Raw genomic sequence first — 21083 nt, 5'->3', positions numbered from 1 at the left:
CATCGGGATGAAATGAGAGACATCCTGTCTCTCACCGAAGGCCAGCCGTTGGCTGGTCAAATTCGTTCCCGACGAATTTGTCCTTCTCTTGCCGCGTTATTCGGCCTTATGGCTTCACCCCTTCGGGGTCAGCGCAAACGCTGTTCAAAAACGCCTTGCCGTTTTTTTCTTGAAACTCGAATTATTTAGGTTATATATACGGTGTTTTCGACGCGTCACTTTACTGCCGAATGTTTGATAATTAAAGCGGCATTCTATATTCGATAACGCCCGGTTTTTCTGCCACCCAATCATAAAGACGCTGCGCTGTTTTATTGGTTTCCTGAGTATGCCAATACAGACGATCGCAGTGCTTTTCCTGCGCCTTTTCTCTCACGTACTCAATGAGTTTTTTGCCAACGTTTTTACCGCGAGCGGTCGGAGCAACAAACAGATCCTCTAAATAACAATAAGAGTTTACTCCCCATGTGGAATCGTGAAAAACAAAGTGTACGAAGCCGATAATGCGTAAGCCTTCTCTCGCTACGGCGCAGTGCACGGGAATCTCCGCTTTAAAAAAACGATCCCAGGTTGTTTCCGTCACTTCATCGTGAAGCTGGACGTTATAGAACGTTTGATAACTTTCCCAATAGGGCAGCCATTGATCGTAATCATCTGGCTCGACTGAATTAATTATAATTTCCCGATCTAAATTCATCATTTTTACTCTCATGTTGTCGCGAATATTTTGTAGTTACGAATTGGTGCTGAAAATCAGGCTGCTTTTCATAGCAATAAGATAGCAACGGAATAGCCGGATGTTCCCCGCCATTTATTGAGAGATAGGCGGACCAATTCGGAGAGGGGAGGGAAGGGCGGTGTTTGCAGAGGCGCCGCATCGACGCCCCTGATATTTATGTGGTGCAATAGACTGGACGTCAGGATTTCTCTGGCGCTGAATGGACGAGCTGGCCTTTGAAATACGTTTTGACCACGTTGGCGCGATGAACCTGTTTGATCGGTACGTTGAACAAGTGGCGATCCAATACGATCAGATCGGCAGATTTACCCAGCTCGACCGATCCCGTCTCTTTCTCTATGCCCATCGCTTTCGCGCTGTTGATGGTATAGATACGGATCGCTTCAGACAGATCGACAGCCTCTTCAGGAGCCAATGTACCGGGTGCATCACCTAGCGGATTCTGGCGTGTTACCAGTCCTTCAATGCCGATCCAGGGAGATGGCGTAGGGCCACCGGCTGGCCAGTCAGAACCGCCAGCGACCACTGCGCCAGAACGCAACAATTTAACCGTTGGGACAAAATCCTTCATTCGCTCTTCGCCAATGGTCACGACGCTGGCGTTAGTCATATCGGATGGGAACCACAGCATCGGCGAGAGGTCGGCGGCAACCCGCAACTGCGCAAAACGTGGCATATCTTGCGGGGAGATCAAATGCGTATGCGCGATTTGGTGCATCGGACCATTTGGTCCATTAATTTTACGCACTTGCTCAACGGCATCCAGCGCCAGACGGAGTGAACCATCTCCCGCAGCATGAAGTTTGGTTGATATCCCTTGCTTATCCAGCTTGGAGAGAATTTCGACGACTTGCTCGGTGGTGTAGTGGGTATCGCCGTGATAGTGATCGCCATGGGCTTTGGTTGGCAGATAGGGCTCAATCAACTTCGCAGTGTGGGCTGGGGGGACGCCATCCAACACAAATTTAAAACGATCGGGAAGGAAGTTCGTGGTGCGGTAGACATCGCGTCGGGCAACCAGCTCCATACCCGCAGCGCCTTCATCCAACAGCGGGGTGGAGACGATAGAACCGATAATACGCAGAGGCAGGCCCTCTGCCCGGTCAATCTTGCTCCAGATACGTAGATTGACTTCAGAACTGACCGCCTCCTGCACGCCCGTAATACCTAACGACACCATCGTTTTTGCAGCCCCACGTCCTGAAGTCAGACGTTGTTCTTCTGTGCGTACAGGGACCAGGCTTTGTACATGCTGGAACGCGGGGAATTCTTGTAACAGGCCAGTGGGTTCGCCTGTTTTTGCATCTTTAACAATGACGCCACCGGCTGGGCTAACGGACTGGGCAGTGATATTGGCCAGACGCATCGCTTCGCTGTTAATCCAGCGGTTATGGTAAGAATCATCACGTAGAATCACCGGTCGCCCGTTACTGACTTTATCCAATTTTGCCAGCGCTTCAGCGGTAGAAAGCTCCGCCATACGTGGGCTGCCCCAGGCAGAACCGATCACCCATTCTCCGGGACCTGCTTTTTTCGCACATTCACTGACCTGACTCAGAATGTCATCCAGTGAACTTGTTTGTGCGAAGTTACAGGAATAAATATCTTCATAGCCTCCGTCTAACGGATGAGCATGGACATCATTAATCCCCGGCATTGCCATGCTGCCGTTGAGGTCAACCACCTGTGTTTTCGGGCCGATAAACTCTGCTGCCTGCGCATTTGAACCGATGAAAACATAGCGGCCATCACGTACCGCGACGGCTTCTGCCCACGGCTGACCTTGATTAACGGTATAAATATTGCCATTGCGTAACACTAAATCGGCAGTCGCTGCCGTTTCTGCCGCCATGAGCGTGGGTGAGGAAAAAAGCAAACCTGAGACGGTGACAGCCAGTGCCGCGAGCCTAAAAGAATAGCGTCCTGTTGCCGTGTAGTTAGCCAGTATCGAGGATGTGTTTTTGACAGTGTTTTGGGATTGACTCGTGTTAGCGGTGCGACGTGCACTATTTTTTTCCATACGTATATCTCCATATATAACGTTTATACCTTATTGATAAGGCTTTGCTATTTTTCAGTAGCGATGGAGAAATAACTGTACCGATTGTGCTCTGATTATCCGCTGAGCACGAAACGCACATGACGTGATGATTTCTTTGGTTGATTGTTTATTTTCGGTTTTTTCATTCATCACAAAATGAAAAACCCCGATAAATCGGGGTTTCAATAGGATGTTTTGATAAACGGCGCGCTTAGAACGGTTATTTTCACCTTGACGTCTGTTTTTGCTTTATCTTGATGATTTTATTCATGATTAATAAAATAACTAACAGTGTGTAAATTTTACAAACATAGTCTCTGGAAGAGAAGAGCTTGTGTCTCTTAAGGCATAATAGCATAGGCAAGACGATTTGACAGCGCTGCGCTTGATGAGGCATTTGTTGTCAGTGCTCCCGTTGGGGATTTTACACTTCTGCTTTGCTGCATGGCTATCCGTCCTTTGGTCTGCTCGCGTCACTCGGCAGGTATTCTATTCATTCGATAAATCCTTTGACGTCATTTTAAAAAGCAGAAAAACAAGGAGAGCGTAGATAAAATTTACCGCTCAGAAAAAAACATCTAATAATAAACAGGGAATACCCGCTTATGGTTTTTTTTATTTAAGTGGTAAATATATGGGGACATATAACTCTATATAGTTTTATTGCGGGGAATTACACGCAGTATGTGAGCGTTTTCCATCACCAAAACATGCCATCTTTTTATATCAACTCTAAGCAGTATAAAGCTTCATAAAGTTGGTATTTCTTATAGAAAAAAAGTTAATAAAATCCTATTGAAAATGGTCATTTGATAGTCAATGCATATTGAAAATTCATGGTTTGATTGGGTTTTTGATTCGTTATGGCGATCTATACTTGTTTTTTAATAGTCTAAATCTATCGTTAATTTGCCTTTTATCGTTACAAACGATATGACATGTTATCCAATGTAGATCAATTATATCAATTACTTATATTGTAATTAGAAGGTGGTTAACATGTCTGAATGTCCATTCTGTAAGTCTCCTGTGCATGACGATGCTTCTGTGTGTCGTAGTTGTGGTGCTGAAAAGGTTAGAACTGTCCAGCGACACCTAAAGCTGCAAGAGCGTAAGGTTGGAGTTGCTACGAAATTTTGCGGTTTTTTGGGTGGTTTTATTGGGCTGCTGGTGGGGTTGTCAATAAAGAGTTTTGCTATTGGTATCAGTATTTTTGTAATCGGTCTTTTCTTACCTCTATTGTTTTTTTGTATATTAAATAGGAATAAAACCCTATGGTATAGATGATATTCCTGAAAAGGATGGGCTGAATGCCCATTCTTTTTGACGTATAACACCAATATTAAACAAGCCTGTTATATGGTGAGAGATAAATCTCACCATGAAAACACTTTAGATTATTTTTTGTTTTAATAAAAATAGAGATGAGTAGTAAGCGGTTATAAAAAAGCTTCCCAGCAGAAGCCTTTCTATATTTTATGGGGGGTAATTAAAATTTTTTAATTGTTATTTTTATTAGTTCTTTAAATGTAATTAAAAAATTCTGTCTGGTATTCTCCACCCTTTATCTGTTTTTGTTAAATTAACTTCACGCTCTACTTTTTTATTTTCTATGACAATTTCTATATTACATTTATAGTTTTTTCCTTGCTGCTCTGAGCAATTTATTTTCTTTATTGACTTGAGCATGTTATTTAAAAATTCGGGATTGTAGCCAGTTAATCCTGAAGCATTACGAGAGTCTTCAATGGCATCATTGAAGGCATTATAAATATCTTTTTCAGATGGTTCATCACTACAACCAGCAAGAAAAAAAGAAGAGGAAATAATAATTGCAAGAAGTGAGTGTTTTTTCATTGGCTTTTCCTTATATATTTAATTTTTATGTATAAAAACAACCTTATCGGAAAATATTTATGATCGATATTTTTTATCGCGATAAATCCAATTAGCGATCTATTTAAAATAAAAATTGAATTTATATTCTTATCATCCATATAGGCTGCAACTAAGCTGTTGCTATGTTTTTCTAGATTTTCGATTAATTACTGTCTTTAGTAAAATCGTTTGTAACGATCAATAGATCACTCTTAATAGGTAAAATCTATCATATGTTACTTATCGATCTGTAATAACGATCGATATTTTCTTGACTAAACTAACGACATAATCTAGCCATGCTGATAAATGTATTTAACTTATTGTTTTATAGTATTAAATTTTTTTCTGTTTTGACAGTTGGATAGGCCAAGTTTTGATGTGTTAAAACAGAGCAAGCACCACCAGAAGCTCGCAGGACTTCACTCAGAGCGATTTAAACGGTAGCTATGCTGTAAGTGACAATATTCACATTGATTGTGAGATATATTATTTAAGCGTTATTTCTTGCCTGTTTAACCAAGATTAACTGTTCGCTTAATGGTTTCCCGTTACTGTGAATTGATAATATTCATAGGGTTAAGTGTTTTGTTGTTTAGATAATTTTTAGGCGTGAAAAATCGTTGAGAAGAGTTAGCTATTTTTATTGAACATGGCACTTGCAGTATCTGCTGAGATAAGATTTTGGCGAAGCTCACTGATCCGTCTGACTTGAAAAAAAACTCTGTATTCATGAGTTAGCTATCAGGGTCTTTATTGTTGATATGGATCGCAATACAGTTCAGCTTCTAATTAATGCATCCAAAAATATTCCATGCATCGATTATAATTTCACTCATATAATTAAAATGGCGTTGAGCATATCATTTCCCTGCTGGTAAAGCGTTCTCTGTGGATACATCTTAATTAAGTCTCATTAATAATTCGCATATAGCATCTATATGCGAATTATCAAAAGGAACTATAACTATCAATAACAACTATTTATTTTTATTGGAGCGCAATACGTTCAAGTTTTTTATAATGATCGGCGATTGCATCAACAAATCTAGCAACTTCAATTTTCTTATCATTGAGTATATCGTGAGAAAAATTCTTAGTATCAAATCTAACCCATGTGCCAACAATATCGTACATACTTATCTCATATATTCCTAAAATTCCCGTAATATTGTTTGCGATATGATCCTGAATCTCTCTTATCGACGGCGTGAATGAACGAAGAGCATTAGTGTGCCAGAAGTCGCGAATTTCGGACATAGACTGCATAACATTAGAGTCAATTTTGAACGCCAACTCTTTATATTCATAAAGGATGTAGGTGAATATATCTGAATATTCCCGCAAGTATGTACGTACCAGTTTGATATCTTCTTCATTAAACTCTCGATCTTCATATTTCTCATATAGCTTATTTCTGTATGTTCTTACTTCAATTTCAGTATAGTTTTTGGTTTGCCGAGTTGTTGAATCAAACTTGTCGTGATGCTCTAGACAAAGCCAGACTAAGTTTTCAAACCTGTCATCTGTATTATCTCCATTTAGATGAGCAATTTGTCCTGGGCGTTCTGTTTCATTACCATCGATAAAAACACATAGTGGACATCTTCTCTTACTTTTGATGACGACATCAGCCTGTGTAACTGGAGAAATTCGTTTTCTTGGCATAGTTTTTCTCATTATGGTTAGTATATTTTTTTGCTGAAAAGCACCATGTTTACACATGGGATCTATTAGTTATCGTCCAGCGTTGCTCAATCATTACAACTACAAGTCCAAAAATGTTAATCCGGTAAGTCTACTTTTCTTCCCCTGCCCACCAATTTTCCCAGTGCGTATGCCAGCTTTTGATCCTACCTAGCCAATGTAGACAAAACCCTAAGCGGGGTTTTGGTTTTTAAACTGTTCTGGGCTGGGACCGCCACAGGCACTGTGGGATTGTAATCGCGCTCAATATAATTAAATACCGTTGAGCGCATCATTTTTCTGCAGGTAAAGCGTTCCCCGTGGATACATTCTACTTTCAGTGTGTGAAATAAACTTTCCGCGCAGGCGTTATCGTAACAGAAAACCTCTGGCGCTCACACGACCACGCAGTGTACGTCGTTTCAGAAATGCCTGATAATCAACTGAACAATACTGCTCATCTCGAACTGTATATTTATTGTGAGATATGTCATTTAAGCGTTATTTTTTGCCTGCTTAATCAAGGTCAACCGTTTACCTAACAGTTTAAAATTACTGCGGGTTGATAATATTTAGAAGTTTAAGTGTTTTTTAAAATTATTTTAGGTATGAAAAACATTTAGAAACGTTAGGTTTTTTATTGAACATGGATGTATATATAATGAAAATATATCTATTGATATATAATATTTTATGATGTGAACTACCATGCCTATCAATATTAGATTATTAAAAGTGTTATTTCTTGGATTGTGAAAATACTTCTGTATAGTAAGTGTTTTTTATGCTCATTTTATTTATACGAGATAAAAGATGGTTGGGGTAACTCAAAAAACAGCACGACTGCTTCATAGAGTTAGCCCATGAAAATTAGATTTGTTATTAGTCGCAGCAACGAGATAAAGCAGTGATAGTTGCAATTCTAATCCCACTAGTTTTATTGGATTCGTCATAAGTTTTTAATATAATATCTACTACGTTATCATTTCCAATATTCCCTAAAGCAGATATGAAAGCAATTATTTCTTTTTCAGTAGGATGTTGTTCTTTATTGTAAATTTTTAAAATTTTTGAAGTAATAGATATCTTATCCATTGAATAAAACCTTTTTTCTTATTAATTAATGTTAATTCATTGTATGCTTTTTTTAAATCTTTTGTTTTATACTTTACTCCATTTTCTTTATTTTTTTTAGTTTTAAAGCACAAGGTTGAAGCTTTCATCACTAAATCTTCTAGGTCTTTTGTATCATTTTTTTCTTCTTCAATTAGCCGTTTTAGCTTCCATCTTTCTGCTAACCATCTATAATTAAGATAAGCATCACTGTTCCCAGGAAGTTTTCTTCGTGCATCAATATAGCCCTCCAAGAGAGTATATGCTCGCAACGCTACAATATGAAATACATTATATAAATAATCTTCATCTAAAAGTTCCTCTTTTATTGCATGAGCACATTTCTCCCAATTGTTAAGTACAAACATAATAGATTTTCCATAATCATTTTCTGAATCTAAATTTGCGAACACCTTCAGATCTAATTTCTCTCTTCTATGCTTCTTGAAAAGAGTATTAAGATTTTCTCTATGCTCTTTTAGCTCTTTATCATTTTGATAAAAACTCTCAAAGTCATAAGATAATTTTTCTTGATGTAATCTTCTTTGTCTTCTATATCCAAAATATGCAATAACTGTAGCTGATAAAGCAATTATTGGTGTTGCTGCAGGGAGGTTTTTTAGAAGCCAATCAATAAATGAAACATTTTGCGGGAGTGATTGTGTCGTTAAAAAAATTAAATCCATTTCAATATTCCAAAAAAATGCAGGACTGATGTCCTGCATTTAGAAATCTTATTTTAGAAAAAATCTACGTCTTCAGCCTGTTTCTCGTAAGTATTAAATAATCTCATATTGTTCTCCTATTACCACCTTTCAGTACATTTTCTACCATAAAAATGATAAGAAGTCAACTGTATTAATAGGGTAATTCTGCATGAAACCAGCCTACCAAAGGCGTAAAAAGGCATTAATTGTTTAATTTCTTGTAAGGTGCTGAAAATAATATTTTTTCATATTTTTAGTAAAGTAATGCGAAGCTTTTGAAAAAGGATCACCCATGATCTTCACGTATTGTATCACTTTTATGAAAGTATCACTATACTTGCTATAGCCATGTTGTTAGTCCTTTAACAGGCTGGTCGGTCCCTGTTGGGATGTCATCGCTTTTCCCCATCCGACCGTTCCCTGTCGATCTTAGGAAGCGGAGCGTTTAGTTCATTTTCTTTGATCCCCAACCTATAGGCATTGTACTGCCACACAACAAACATCTCATGGTAGTAGTTATTTTCCTCTTTGAGTTGGGCGATCTTACTTTCTAAATTGTTAATTCGTTGAGATGCAAAATCTAAATTAATTGCTTTTTTCTCTACTGGCGGTGCATCAGTCAAACCTTTTTTCTTTGCTGTATATGCAAAAACAATATCTTTATATCCATTTAACGATTGTCTTGTGGGAACCTTGCCTATAAGGTTTTCAGCAGCAAAACAGATGCTATTCCACGATATTTTTTCTTCACTCCATCCATTGATCATGTTTACAATCGCTTCAACGTCTCTATCTGATAAGTGTTTAGCCATCTTAATTTCCCATTATTGCTCTGATGTCTGAAAGAATATCATTTTCATCTTGTTTCTTTTTGTCATCTAATTGAGGCTCTTTTTCTTTATTCATTACTTTACTTAACTGACTAAAATCTTTACCACGTAATTTTATTTGAGCATTGTCTGCAATATCTGGGTTCTCCATTATAGATATTAGTTCTCTAAGTCTTTCTAATGTTTTCTTGTGATATTCAATCCAACGGTCTTCGCCATAGTAATCATCCTTATTCGATATGGCATTGTTGTATAGCTTATTAAGCTTATTTTCTCGTTCTTTTATTCGCTCTAATTTCAATTTATCCCCTTTTATACACACTTGTTCTGAGCAATTAATGCAGTCGCGGAATTTATTGCAAGGACTCATTGTGTAGTCATGGACGCAATATCCGTATTCTGTTACATGTGCTGCACCAGTTTCTAATAGGTTGAATTGTTGAGTGGTGATCGGTAAATTCTCATTGATTACATCACTAATAATCGAGTGTTTATTAGCTGTTATATCTACCAACTCTGCTATTTTCACCATTTCAAATTCGGTCATATGGTTATATACACGATTTTGCTTTACATCTGCTCTACCAGACCATTTCGCAATTTCAAGGTTTGAGAGTCCACCTCTCTGGGCTATTGTATTTAATAAGTGCCTTGCCTGATGGCTCCTAAGAACAATCGGCTCTCCATTTTCACCTATATAGCCGTTTCTGACAAAAATGTTTTTCCTAGTGTCTCCAACATGAGTTTTTGAAGATATATCATTAGAGAAAAATGTATTATCTGGTTTAAAAAGTGAGTGGGGGATCGACATCCTTGTTTCATGTAATTGATTTTCATTCATGCAAAACAAAGCGTTGCTATACTTTATTTTTAGCTTTTCATCGTACCAAGGAAAATCTTGCGGCAAATTCTTCATGATCACAGGCCATAATGTGTCTAAACAATAATGTCCATTCTCAGTAATAAACCCTTTACTTCTTAAAAATGAAAGTGAATTGCTCTTGTGGTAAGTAACTCCTAAAAAATAGCATATTTCTTTAATGCTTAAAGGTTTTTTGTTATTAATGTTAATGCTATCATCTAAATTATAGAATTCGAGTGGATGCATCTCTGCCCATTTTGCAAATTTTCTGGCAGGCTCGGTTAATTCTCGAACTCTCTTAATCGCTTCCTTTGCAATTTCAACCATAGTGGTTGGTATCCACTTGATATCGCCATCATATCCTTTTCCAGAAAAAAATCGTAATCCATATCTTTCAATACCATTTTTATCTTTTTCAGTATATTCACAATCTACTGGTAATGATAAAACTTCTGATATTCTTGAAGGTGCTGACATTAATATTGCAAATATTGATGAGGTGAAAATATCTCGTGGCTTATCTGGGGAACGGGAAAAAATCTCAGCCATAGCATTTAAAGCTTCTTCACTTGGAAGTTTCTTTTCTCGCTCTTGTTTTCCTTTCAATCCTGTTCTAACCGTATCGTTTGGTCGCTTAATGGGATTTTTCCAAGAGTCAAGCTTGGTTGGAACTAATTTATTTTTTGTTAAAAACTTTGCTAATTTTTCCAACTCTCTACCACACTGATAGACCGCGCCTACTGAGTAATGAGGTTTTGCTACTTCAATCGCTTTATTCAAGACTGATATATTAATTTCTTGTGCATTACAGCTACCAGTATATTCCTTTAATGAAAGTTCAATTGCTCGTAATGCTTTAAGTTCATTTTTAGTACCAGTTGGATTATGGCCTTGCTGATATCTCAAATATGCTTTTGCAAAATCAATAAATTTTTCGTCCATGATTTGGTCTGGGTTTGGTTTTCTTGTTGTTACACCAAACTGTGAGAAGACGGCAACATTAGGCCAAATATGGCTATTCCAATTTAAATCTACACCAAAAACAGTTAATTCGTCACGACATTTCCTGATGAACTCAGACATGTTTTCTTCAGCAGTTCTATGTGATTTAGATTTAAATTGAAATATATTATCCATGTTATATTCCTTTTACATTATTTTCTAGCTCTGATAATTCCTTGACTCGTTTCTCGCATTTCAAAACGACTTCGGCAACAGCTAAAATACTTCGGTCTAAAATTTCAACTATGGCGATATCTCCTGTGATCTGCTCTACTCTCTTACGCTCTTCTAAAAGACTGTCATAGACTTCTTTATGTGGTCCATCTACCCAAGGTTGGAAGTGTATGCAGGTATAACAAGGAATAGGCACATTTGCACCACAGAAGCCATGATCGCCACAGTTACCTATAGATTTCCCTTCTTCACTCCTTATGCGGCTTGTAGCGTCATTTCCCCTAACTGAGTCGCTTTCCTTATCTACCAGCTTGCCAGCAAAAGCCTGTGCGAATGGCGCAAGCTGGTAGCCTACCGCCTCATCCAGTTTAGCTACATGCTCAGGAACGTTCTTTACATAAATACCTGCATTTTGCGTATCAGAATGATCGAGCAATTCCGCAATAATTAACTCACCAAAACCTTCTCTTGCGGCTCTTGTACCTATGGTATATCTAAACCTACGCGGATTAAGGTTTATTAACTCACCTGTTCTTTCTGAGTAAATCTGGCATCTTTCTGCCATATTATTTATTATTCTTCTTATGTTGTTAGTTTTGATGTGATATTTATCTGTTAATAAATTGTTTTTAAATTCACCTTCATTTTTTATTTCCGATAAGGCGTTCCAACAAGGAAACAGAGGAAGCTCTTCTAAGTCTTCATCATTTAATTTGAAAACAGAATAACTCTCCATCTTTTTAAGGTTTTCTTCTATCAATGAATAGATCAACTCCCATAATTCTTTATGAAGTGCGAACGACTTAAACGAACTTCTAAAGTCAACATTTCTCTGTTTTATTCTTGGGATGTTAATGAAGTATATTTTCTCTCCTTTTTTATTTGAAGTGGAAATTAAGTCTTTAATTTTTAATTGACTGATCTGAAGGGTTCTTCTTCCTGTATGACTGAGCAGCAAAGAGATAGTTAGGTCTCTTTTGTTAATTTTATTTTTTTCATATGCCTGAACTAATTTTTCATTGATAGCCGATAACTCACAGTTAGTTAGTGGGCCTTCATTTGGGTCTTTTCTCTTAACTAAATCACCTTTAATGTTTCCTTTTATTCTCCAGTTGTCAAATAAATCAACTATCTCTTTGGTAATGCCTGAATAGCCTAATCCATACCATTTCTTAAGGAAAATTTTAACGAAACTTAAATACCAAATTTTATCTGACAGGAAATATTTATAGTTAATTATTTGTTCGGGGCTAAAAGTGTTTTCTCCTTTGCAAAAGAGAAGGTACTCTTTCGTTCTATAGTATAAATTCATAGTGTATTTACCACTATAATGCTCGGCAAAATACGCTAAGGTCTTTAGAAAGTTAATTTTCAACTCTCCTTTTAATAGATCATCTAAACCTGTGAAGTATATACTTGAGTCTTTATTCAAAACCCAAATATTTTCATGCAAAGAAAATGTATATCCATTCGCTTTTGCTTTTATTTTCAACCATTCTGGATCTTTTATTGCATTATACATTATTTTTCCTTTAGATTGTTTTGGAGTAATAATGCCACTTCATGAGATTTTTCGTTAACAAACCTTTTGTTATAATGAGAAGCACTTCCTGACCCTGACTTCCATCCCATGATATAAGACCTTAACTGCTCTTGCCTTGCTTCAGATGGCGGGTTGTCCATTGAGTCCATTCTTTTTGAAAACTCTACATTCCATGTATGCCTTAACATGTGTCCTGTTAAACTTTCTAAATTAGGAGTGGATTTTTTTATAACGCTTATTACTTTATTATAAGCCATATAACTTAAAGGAAGTCCCATCCCTTTTTTATGATTAACGAAAAGATAATCATGTTTTTTATTTTTTACATAATGTCTTCTTTCATTTAAAATATAGTAGTGTATTTCTTTCGCCAAGCTATCACTGATCGGGATTATTCTTTCATTTGTTTTTACTAATGGTTGCATGATCCTTGTGTCAGTTTTATCATCGGCTCTTATTAATATACTTAATTGGTTTGAAGAGAAATTTATGTCGCTGACCTTAATATTTAATAATTCACCGCCACGAACACCCAAATAATACAGCATTAATATAATTAATCTGTTTCTTCTTTGAGCACTCTCACTAAATGGGTTTAATTCAGAACCAACCCTTATCACTTCAAACAATAGCTCTATTTCTTCTGAGCTTAATGACTTATCATTGATTAATTCATTTCGTCCCTTCTTATGCGGTCTTCTTTCTTTTATTTGTTTGATGCAATTCTGTAATTGACTAATGAAAAAATCATTTTGGTTGTTAACTAAATGAATAGATAACCACTCTATGTATTTATAAATAACAGTTAGCCTGTGATAGTGAGTTAACGACGCTACATATTCATTAGACTTTTTTTTGATAAATTTTACATTACCTTTCTCAGTTTTCTTTTTTTGAGTGAAATCTCTTAATGCATCAATTTCGTAGGGGCTAAAAAATTTATTTGTATAAACCCTTTCTTCAAGATTTATATTCCTACTATCAAGAAAATTTAAGAAGACAACTAACGAGGCAGAGGTAGCTTTCATTGTTGAAACTGATTCACTTTTATTTCTTACTTGGGTAGTAATGAAAAGATTCGGATGATAGACGGGAAGTTTCGTTGAGTAGTCTATGATCAGACAATACCGTTCAGAACTTTTTAGCATAAAATTCTTAGTGCCGTAACTCATCGCTTACTCATTTTTTACAATTTTACAGTTTATTTATAGTATAGTTTTACCTGATTTTTGCAAGAAATATTTTACACTTTCTATATGGATTAAAATTAAAAAACCTCTGTATAAACAGAGGTTTGTGGTGAAATTCTTTACACTTTGTTTTTATTCTAAGCTAGAACGGAATGTCGTCGTCGAAATCCATTGGTGGTTCGTTGCTTTGTGCGGGCGCGCTATTCTGTGCTGGGCGCTGCTGAGCTTGTGCGCCGCCGCTGAATTGGTTGCCGCCCTGCGGCTGCTGAGGTTGACCCCAACCGCCTTGCTGCTGGCCGCCACCGGCGTTACCACCTGCTGGTGCGCCGCCACCTTGGCGTCCACCTAGCATCTGCATGGTGCCGCCGACATTGACGACCACCTCGGTGGTGTAACGCTCTACGCCAGCCTGATCCGCCCATTTACGGGTTTGCAGTGCGCCTTCGATGTAAACCTGAGAGCCTTTGCGCAGGTATTCGCCCGCCACTTCCGCCAGTTTGCCGAACAGCACCACACGGTGCCATTCGGTCTTCTCTTTCTGCTCACCGGTTTGCTTGTCACGCCAGCTTTCCGACGTAGCCAGCGTGATGTTGGCAACTGCACCACCATTCGGCATATAGCGGACTTCCGGGTCTTGACCCAGATTCCCGACAAGAATCACTTTATTAACGCCTCTGCTGGCCATGCTCGTCTCCTGATGAATCGGTAGATTTATTTTCTAAGTCTAAACGATCAATCTTACCATGGGAAAACTCTCTGTCATACCTGCGAAATGGCTTCAGAAATGAAAGTAAGATTTACAGCCTTTGCAAGGTAAACAGGTTTAATACTGGATATCCATTCAGTTTTTTTTATGGCAAGCTATCCCTGCTTGCCACCCTATCGGGCCGTCGCAGGCGACGTTAAAAAACGCGTCCGGCGTTTTTTTTATGCCATAATTGCTGGTTTCGTACCGGTTCTCTCCGTTCGAGAGGCGATGACAAACCGTTTTTATTCCGGGAAGTGTGTGAATGGATAAGATCGAAGTTCGTGGTGCTCGTACCCATAATCTAAAGAATATCAATCTGATAATCCCTCGTGACAAGCTGATCGTGATCACCGGTTTGTCGGGTTCGGGTAAGTCATCGCTGGCGTTTGACACGCTGTATGCCGAAGGGCAACGGCGCTATGTGGAATCCCTCTCCGCCTACGCCCGTCAGTTTTTGTCGCTGATGGAAAAACCGGATGTCGATCATATCGAAGGGTTGTCGCCCGCCATCTCTATCGAACAGAAATCCACCTCTCACAACCCGCGTTCTACGGTTGGGACGATTACCGAAATTCATGACTACCTGCGCCTGCTATTTGCACGCGTAGGTGAGCCGCGCTGCCCAGAGCATGATGTGCCGCTGGATGCGCAGACGGTCAGCCAGATGGTCGATAACGTGCTGGCACAGCCGGAAGGCAAGCGCCTGATGCTGCTGGCACCAATAGTGAAAGATCGTAAAGGCGAGCACAGCAAAACGCTGGAAAACCTGGCGTCACAGGGCTATATCCGCGCCCGCATCGACGGCGAGGTGTGCGATCTATCCGATCCGCCGAAGCTGGAACTACAGAAAAAACACACCATCGAAGTTGTCGTCGATCGCTTTAAAGTGCGAGAAGACCTGGCGCAGCGGTTGGCAGAGTCGTTTGAAACCGCGCTGGATCTGTCCGGGGGAAGCGTAGTCGTGGCCGATATGGACGATCCAACGCAGCCTGAACTGCTGTTTTCGGCGAACTTTGCCTGCCCGGTATGTGGCTATAGCATGCATGAGCTGGAACCGCGTATGTTCTCGTTCAACAACCCGGCGGGCGCGTGCCCAAGCTGCGATGGTTTGGGCGTGCAGCAGTTCTTCGATCCGGCTCGCGTGGTGCAAAACGCGGAGCTGTCGCTGGCGGGTGGCGCGATTCGCGGCTGGGATCGCCGTAACTTCTACTATTTCCAGATGCTGCGTTCTCTGGCGGAGCACTATAAATTTGACGTCGATGCCCCGTTTGAAGGGCTGACTGCCGCGGTGCAGAAAGTGATTCTGTACGGCTCCGGTAAAGAGAACGTCGAGTTCAAATATATCAACGATCGCGGTGACACCTCGGTACGTCGTCATCCGTTCGAGGGCGTGCTGCACAACATGGAACGCCGCTATAAAGAGACGGAATCCACGGCGGTGCGCGAAGAGTTAGCGAAATTCATCAGCAATCGTTCCTGCGCCAGCTGCGGCGGGACGCGTCTGCGGGAAGAAGCGCGTAACGTGTTTGTCGAACAGACGACGCTGCCGCAGATTTCCGATATGAGCATCGGCCATGCGATGACGTTTTTCCAGAATATGAAGCTCAGCGGGCAACGCGCTCAAATCGCCGAGAAAGTGCTGAAAGAAATTGGCGATCGGCTGAAGTTTCTGGTGAATGTTGGGCTGAACTACCTGTCGCTCTCCCGCTCGGCGGAAACGCTGTCCGGCGGCGAGGCACAGCGTATTCGTCTGGCAAGCCAGATCGGTGCCGGACTGGTTGGCGTAATGTATGTGCTGGATGAACCGTCCATTGGTCTGCACCAGCGCGATAACGAGCGCCTGCTGGAAACGCTGATTCACCTGCGCAATCTGGGTAATACCGTCATTGTGGTGGAACACGATGAAGACGCGATTCGCGCTGCTGACCATGTGATTGATATCGGCCCCGGCGCGGGCGTGCACGGTGGGCAGATTGTCGCCGAAGGCACAATGGAAGAGATTATGGCGGTGCCGGGTTCGCTGACGGGGCAATTCCTTAGTGGTAAGCGCAAGATCGAAATTCCGAAACAGCGCGTACCTGCGGACCCGACCAAAGTGCTGAAACTGATTGGCGCGAAAGGCAACAACCTGAAAGACGTCACGCTGACGCTGCCGGTTGGCCTTTTTACCTGTATTACTGGCGTGTCAGGGTCGGGTAAATCTACGCTTATCAACGATACTTTGTTTCCACTGGCACAGCGCCAGTTGAATGGTGCGACGTTGGCAGAACCTGCCGCTCACCGTGAGATTCAGGGGCTGGAGCATTTCGATAAGGTGATCGATATCGATCAAAGCCCGATCGGTCGAACACCACGTTCCAATCCGGCAACCTACACCGGCATTTTCACGCCGATTCGCGAGCTGTTTGCTGGCGTGCCGGAAGCGCGTACCCGTGGCTATAATCCAGGTCGTTTCAGCTTTAACGTGCGCGGCGGACGCTGCGAAGCCTGCCAGGGCGACGGCGTGATTAAGGTCGAAATGCACTTTCTGCCGGATGTCTATGTGCCGTGTGACCAGTGCAAAGGCAAGCGCTATAACCGTGAAACGCTGGAAATTCAATACAAAGGCAAAGGCATTCATGAAGTGCTGGATATGACTATCGAAGAAGCGCGAGGGTTCTTTGATGCCATTCCGGCGCTGGCGCGGAAGCTGCAAACGCTGATCGACGTCGGCCTGTCGTACATTCGCCTTGGGCAGTCGGCCACCACGCTGTCCGGCGGGGAAGCGCAGCGTGTAAAACTGTCTCGCGAGTTGTCAAAACGCGGAACCGGGCAGACGCTGTATATTCTCGACGAACCCACAACCGGCCTGCACTTTGCCGATATTCAGCAGCTTCTTACCGTTCTGCATCAGCTGCGCGATCAGGGCAATACCATCGTGGTGATTGAGCACAATCTGGACGTGATTAAGACGGCTGACTGGATTGTCGACTTAGGACCGGAAGGCGGCAGCGGCGGCGGAGAAATTCTGGTCTCCGGCACGCCGGAAACGGTGGCAGAGTGCGAACAGTCCCACACTGCACGCTTCCTGCGGCCGATTCTGGCACGTGAAGCCTGATAGCAGGGGGCGGCGATGTGGATGCAATATGAAATCCGCCTGAAGCCGAAAGCCAGAGGCTTCCATCTGGTGACGGACGAAATACTGGCGCAGGTTGTTGCGCTGCGCCAGATAAACGTTGGACTGATGCATGTATTCATCAAACATACCTCGGCGGCACTAACGATGAATGAAAATGCCGACCCCACGGTGCGGCAGGATTTCGAGAGCTTTTTTAATCGTTTAGTGCCGGAGGATGAGCCGTACTACCGCCATGTTTACGAAGGCAGTGACGACATGCCCGCGCACCTGAAAGGTAGCCTGTTGGGTAACAGTCTGACGATCCCCATTACCAATGGGCGCCTGAACATCGGCACCTGGCAGGGTATTTACCTGTGCGAACACCGCAACCACGGCGGGAGCCGCTCGCTGGTCGTCACGCTTAATGGGGAATAGCGCCCAATAAGTGACGCCAGCGATTTATCCCGAGAATACCTGCCTGCACGGCAGTGAATAAGATGATAGTTGGTGCAATTAAACAGATGATTTTCTAAGCTGCCTATGCGGCAGTGAACCCCGGTATACGGTCGGGTGCCCGGCGTGGTCATTTCTAAGCTGCCTATGCGGCAGTGAACCTTATTAGCTCTGTGATGTAGATGGTTAGCATTTTCTAAGCTGCCTATGCGGCAGTGAACGGGTTGCCACCCGGCGTAACGGTGTCTGTGCTTTTTCTAAGCTGCCGTACAGGCAGCTTAGAAAAGAGCAATAAAGCGTTAATGCCGTTGAACCGTGTTCACTGCCGTACAGGTAGTATAGAAATAGAAGAACGTAGCTGTGCTGGGTAGTAAAAGAGGCTTTTAGACCGAAGTGGTATCCATTTCTCGCCAGTTGAGCCAGATTCGCATATCAAATTCCAACTGATGGTAGTCTGGGTCCATATGGCAACAGAGCTGGTAAAACGCTTTGTTATGGTCTTTTTCTTTGAGGTGAGCGAGTTCGTGTATCACGATCATGCGTAGAAAATCTTCCGGGCCATCACGAAATAACGTCGCTATTCTAATTTCGTTGTTGGACTTTAATTTCCCGCCCTGCACGCGTGCCACAAACGTATTGGTCCCGAGCGTCCCTTTTATTGGATTCTGTTTATTGTCGTAAAGCACCTTGGATATTGCCGGAGCATTCTTCAAATATCGCTGCTTCAATTCTGCGACAAATTGATAGAGCGATTTATCACTCTGGATGTGATGGCGGTCAGGGTATCTTTTTTCCAGCCACAGGCCGAGCTTGCCTTGATCAACGAGGGTTTGCGCTTGCGCGACAATCGCAGGGGGATAACCATTTAAGTAGCGTAACGTAGTCATGAACGTTCTGATTAACACAATACAAAGAAACGAGTTCCTAACCGTAACAGCGGCTAAGCAAAAACAAAAGCCACACGTTAAGCGAGTTCACAAAGGTGAGTCGATTAAACCTGTGGCGTTGTCATTGTACGGTTTACTGAATGGCGGCGAAAGCCGCAGCGACGCGCTGGACGTTGCTGTGATTCAGTCCCGCCATGCACATACGGCCGCTGGCGATAAGATAGACGCCGAATTCTTCACGCAGGCGATCAACCTGTTCCGGGCTGAAGCCCGTGTAGCTGAACATGCCGCGCTGGGTGAGCAGATAGTCGAAGTTGCGGTTTGGCAGCGCGTTTTTCAAGGCAGAAACCAACTCCTGACGCATGCTCAGAATGCGAGTGCGCATCTCTTCGACTTCCGCTTTCCAGTCTGCGTTCAACTGAATGTCGTTCAGGACTTTAGAAACCACCTGAGCGCCGAAATTTGGTGGAGAAGAGTAGTTGCGGCGGACGGTTGCTTTTAGCTGACCTAGCACGCGCTGTGCGCTGTCGGCATCGTCACACACCACGGAAAGGCCACCGACGCGTTCGCTATACAGTGAGAAAATCTTGGAGAACGAATTGGCGATGAGTGCCGGTACGCCTGTGCTGGCAATGGCGCGAATCGCATAGGCATCCTGCTCGATCCCGAGGCCAAAGCCCTGATAGGCGATGTCCATAAATGGAATTAATTCACGCGCGATGATGACTTCAATAACGCGATCCCACTGTTCGGTGGTGAGGTCAGAGCCGGTTGGGTTGTGGCAGCATGGATGCAGCAGCACAATGCTGCGTGCCGGCAACGCTTGTAAGGTAGCAAGCATGGCATCAAATTTCACACCCAGATTTTCACCATCGAAATACGGGTAGGTGTGAACGTTAAAGCCCGCGCCCTCAAAGATCGCAATATGGTTTTCCCATGTAGGGTCACTGACCCACACTTCTGAATCTGGAAAGTAGCGTTTCAGGAAATCAGCGCCGACTTTCAGCGCGCCGGAACCGCCCAGCGTCTGGATGGTAGCGATGCGGTTCGCTGCCAGCGCGGCGTGGTTTTCACCAAACAGCAGATGCTGGATTGCGGTACGGTAAGGCTGTAACCCTTCCATTGGCAGGTAGGAGCTCGCACTTTGAGCCGGCTGGCGCAGGGCGCTTTCCGCCGCGCTGACGGCGCGCAGTTGCGGGATAATATTCTGCTCGTTGTAGTAGAGCCCGATACTCAAATTGATCTTATCCGCTCTTGGGTCCTGTTTGAATTTTTCCATCAGAGACAGGATAGGATCTCCGGCATAGGTATCAACGTTTTGAAACACAGTATAGCTCTCCTAAGAGTGTCATTTTATAGGTGCCGTAACCCCGACGAAGGGGATAATCAGGCCGCGTAACGGCCGGGGCGATGGTTCATCGCAATAATCAGATTCAAAATAGTTGCCCCCAGAATCGACGCAATCAACATCGGTATGCTTACCACGAACAGGGAAGTCAGCACAATCACAACGTCAACGCCCATCTGGAGTTTTCCCGCCCGCAAGCCATATTTATCCTGAAGGTACAGCGCCAGAATGTTAACGCCGCCGAGGCTGGCCTTATGGCGGAACAGGACAACGAAGCCTATTCCGGTGATGATATTGCCGAACAGCGTGGCGTAGAACGGGTTGAGCTGATCAAAATGAACGAACAGTGGATGCAGATCGGAAAATAAGGAAACCAGACCAACAGCGCTGAATGTTTTTATCGTGAATTCCCACCCCATGCGGCGCACGGCCAGATAATAGAAAGGTAAATTCAGCAGGAAAAATGCGACGCCAAAGGAAATGTTGGTCAGATAATGCACAAGAAAAGCGATGCCAGCAGTGCCACCGGTGAGGGCTCCAGCCTGACGTAGCAGAATGACGCCAAATGACACCATCAGCGTGCCGATCAGTATTGCCAGAACATCTTCCAGCCGCGTGTGTGATATTTTTTGTGTGGGAATAACGTTATCCATGGTGAGCACTCAATAGACTGTCGTAAAAACATGTGCTTACCAAAGCAATAATCACGCCAGATGATACCGCTTAACGGCTGATTTGCGCGAAATGTCCGCGGTAGTAAGAGCAACGTATTGAATTATATGAAT

Annotated in this window: 16 protein-coding genes and 1 pseudogene; 2 read left to right on the top strand and 15 right to left on the bottom strand. The window is 42.4% G+C overall.

Annotated elements, in window-relative coordinates; translation table 11 throughout:
* Positions 1–241: 241 nt before the first annotated feature.
* The 12 genes and pseudogenes from E2566_RS17530 to ssb1 form a co-directional block, all read right to left on the bottom strand.
* Positions 242–700, bottom strand: coding sequence for a GNAT family N-acetyltransferase (locus tag E2566_RS17530; protein ID WP_107168067.1), 459 nt, complete (start codon positions 698–700; stop codon positions 242–244).
* Positions 701–917: 217 nt separating this feature from the next.
* The gene (locus E2566_RS17525) at positions 918–2759 is read right to left on the bottom strand and encodes an amidohydrolase (RefSeq protein WP_107168068.1); all 1842 of its coding nucleotides are present in this window, start codon (positions 2757–2759) and stop codon (positions 918–920) included.
* Positions 2760–4313: 1554 nt separating this feature from the next.
* Complete coding sequence (locus E2566_RS17520) at positions 4314–4637, bottom strand: cell wall-binding protein (protein ID WP_107168069.1); 324 nt, start codon at positions 4635–4637, stop codon at positions 4314–4316.
* Positions 4638–5648: 1011 nt separating this feature from the next.
* Positions 5649–6326 (bottom strand): hypothetical protein, encoded by a 678-nt coding sequence (locus E2566_RS17515; RefSeq protein ID WP_107168070.1) that lies wholly within the window; start codon positions 6324–6326, stop codon positions 5649–5651.
* A 210-nt stretch (positions 6327–6536) separates the two neighbouring features.
* Positions 6537–6818, bottom strand: a pseudogene (locus E2566_RS17510) (IS3 family transposase); the annotation flags it as partial.
* 408 nt (positions 6819–7226) lie between these two features.
* Positions 7227–7439: a hypothetical protein gene (locus E2566_RS17505; protein WP_133169844.1), complete on the bottom strand. Its 213-nt coding sequence runs from the start codon at positions 7437–7439 to the stop codon at positions 7227–7229.
* Positions 7406–8182, bottom strand: coding sequence for a DUF4760 domain-containing protein (locus tag E2566_RS17500; protein ID WP_240618603.1), 777 nt, complete (start codon positions 8180–8182; stop codon positions 7406–7408). The genes E2566_RS17505 and E2566_RS17500 overlap by 34 nt, the downstream gene beginning before the upstream one ends.
* A gap of 374 nt (positions 8183–8556) precedes the next feature.
* Positions 8557–8976 carry a hypothetical protein gene (locus E2566_RS17495; RefSeq protein WP_052902952.1) on the bottom strand — a complete coding sequence of 140 codons (420 nt, stop codon included), beginning with the start codon at positions 8974–8976 and terminating at the stop codon, positions 8557–8559.
* A gap of 1 nt (position 8977) precedes the next feature.
* Positions 8978–10993, bottom strand: coding sequence for an integrase (locus E2566_RS17490; protein ID WP_107168071.1), 2016 nt, complete (start codon positions 10991–10993; stop codon positions 8978–8980).
* 1 nt (position 10994) lies between these two features.
* The gene (locus E2566_RS17485; protein WP_107168072.1) at positions 10995–12554 is read right to left on the bottom strand and encodes a site-specific integrase; all 1560 of its coding nucleotides are present in this window, start codon (positions 12552–12554) and stop codon (positions 10995–10997) included.
* Entirely contained in the window at positions 12554–13747 is a 1194-nt protein-coding gene (locus tag E2566_RS17480) for a tyrosine-type recombinase/integrase (protein WP_107168073.1), read from the bottom strand. The genes E2566_RS17485 and E2566_RS17480 overlap by 1 nt, the downstream gene beginning before the upstream one ends.
* Before the next feature lie 160 nt (positions 13748–13907).
* Complete coding sequence (ssb1, locus tag E2566_RS17475; protein ID WP_014701314.1) at positions 13908–14450, bottom strand: single-stranded DNA-binding protein SSB1; 543 nt, start codon at positions 14448–14450, stop codon at positions 13908–13910.
* Between the two features lie 325 nt (positions 14451–14775).
* Here ssb1 and uvrA point away from each other — a divergent pair, with 325 nt between their 5' ends.
* Both uvrA and E2566_RS17465 read left to right on the top strand, forming a co-directional pair.
* Complete coding sequence (gene uvrA / locus E2566_RS17470; RefSeq protein WP_107168074.1) at positions 14776–17610, top strand: excinuclease ABC subunit UvrA; 2835 nt, start codon at positions 14776–14778, stop codon at positions 17608–17610.
* A 15-nt stretch (positions 17611–17625) separates the two neighbouring features.
* Positions 17626–18045 (top strand): secondary thiamine-phosphate synthase enzyme YjbQ, encoded by a 420-nt coding sequence (locus E2566_RS17465; RefSeq protein ID WP_107168075.1) that lies wholly within the window; start codon positions 17626–17628, stop codon positions 18043–18045.
* Positions 18046–18446: 401 nt separating this feature from the next.
* On the opposite strand, the gene E2566_RS17460 is transcribed toward E2566_RS17465, so the two are convergent.
* The 3 genes from E2566_RS17460 to E2566_RS17450 all read right to left on the bottom strand — a co-directional run bounded on the left by E2566_RS17460 (position 18447) and on the right by E2566_RS17450 (position 20951).
* Positions 18447–18950, bottom strand: coding sequence for a M48 family metallopeptidase (locus E2566_RS17460; RefSeq protein ID WP_107168076.1), 504 nt, complete (start codon positions 18948–18950; stop codon positions 18447–18449).
* A 133-nt stretch (positions 18951–19083) separates the two neighbouring features.
* Positions 19084–20277, bottom strand: coding sequence for an amino acid aminotransferase (locus E2566_RS17455; protein WP_107168077.1), 1194 nt, complete (start codon positions 20275–20277; stop codon positions 19084–19086).
* A gap of 59 nt (positions 20278–20336) precedes the next feature.
* Positions 20337–20951 (bottom strand): YitT family protein, encoded by a 615-nt coding sequence (locus E2566_RS17450; protein WP_107168078.1) that lies wholly within the window; start codon positions 20949–20951, stop codon positions 20337–20339.
* Positions 20952–21083: the final 132 nt, after the last annotated feature.

Origin of the sequence: Pectobacterium punjabense, from assembly GCF_012427845.1 — a bacterium.
Lineage (GTDB): Bacteria > Pseudomonadota > Gammaproteobacteria > Enterobacterales > Enterobacteriaceae > Pectobacterium > Pectobacterium punjabense.
Note: the sequence above shows the minus strand (reverse complement) of the source record. Positions and strands in the feature narration are given on the sequence as shown.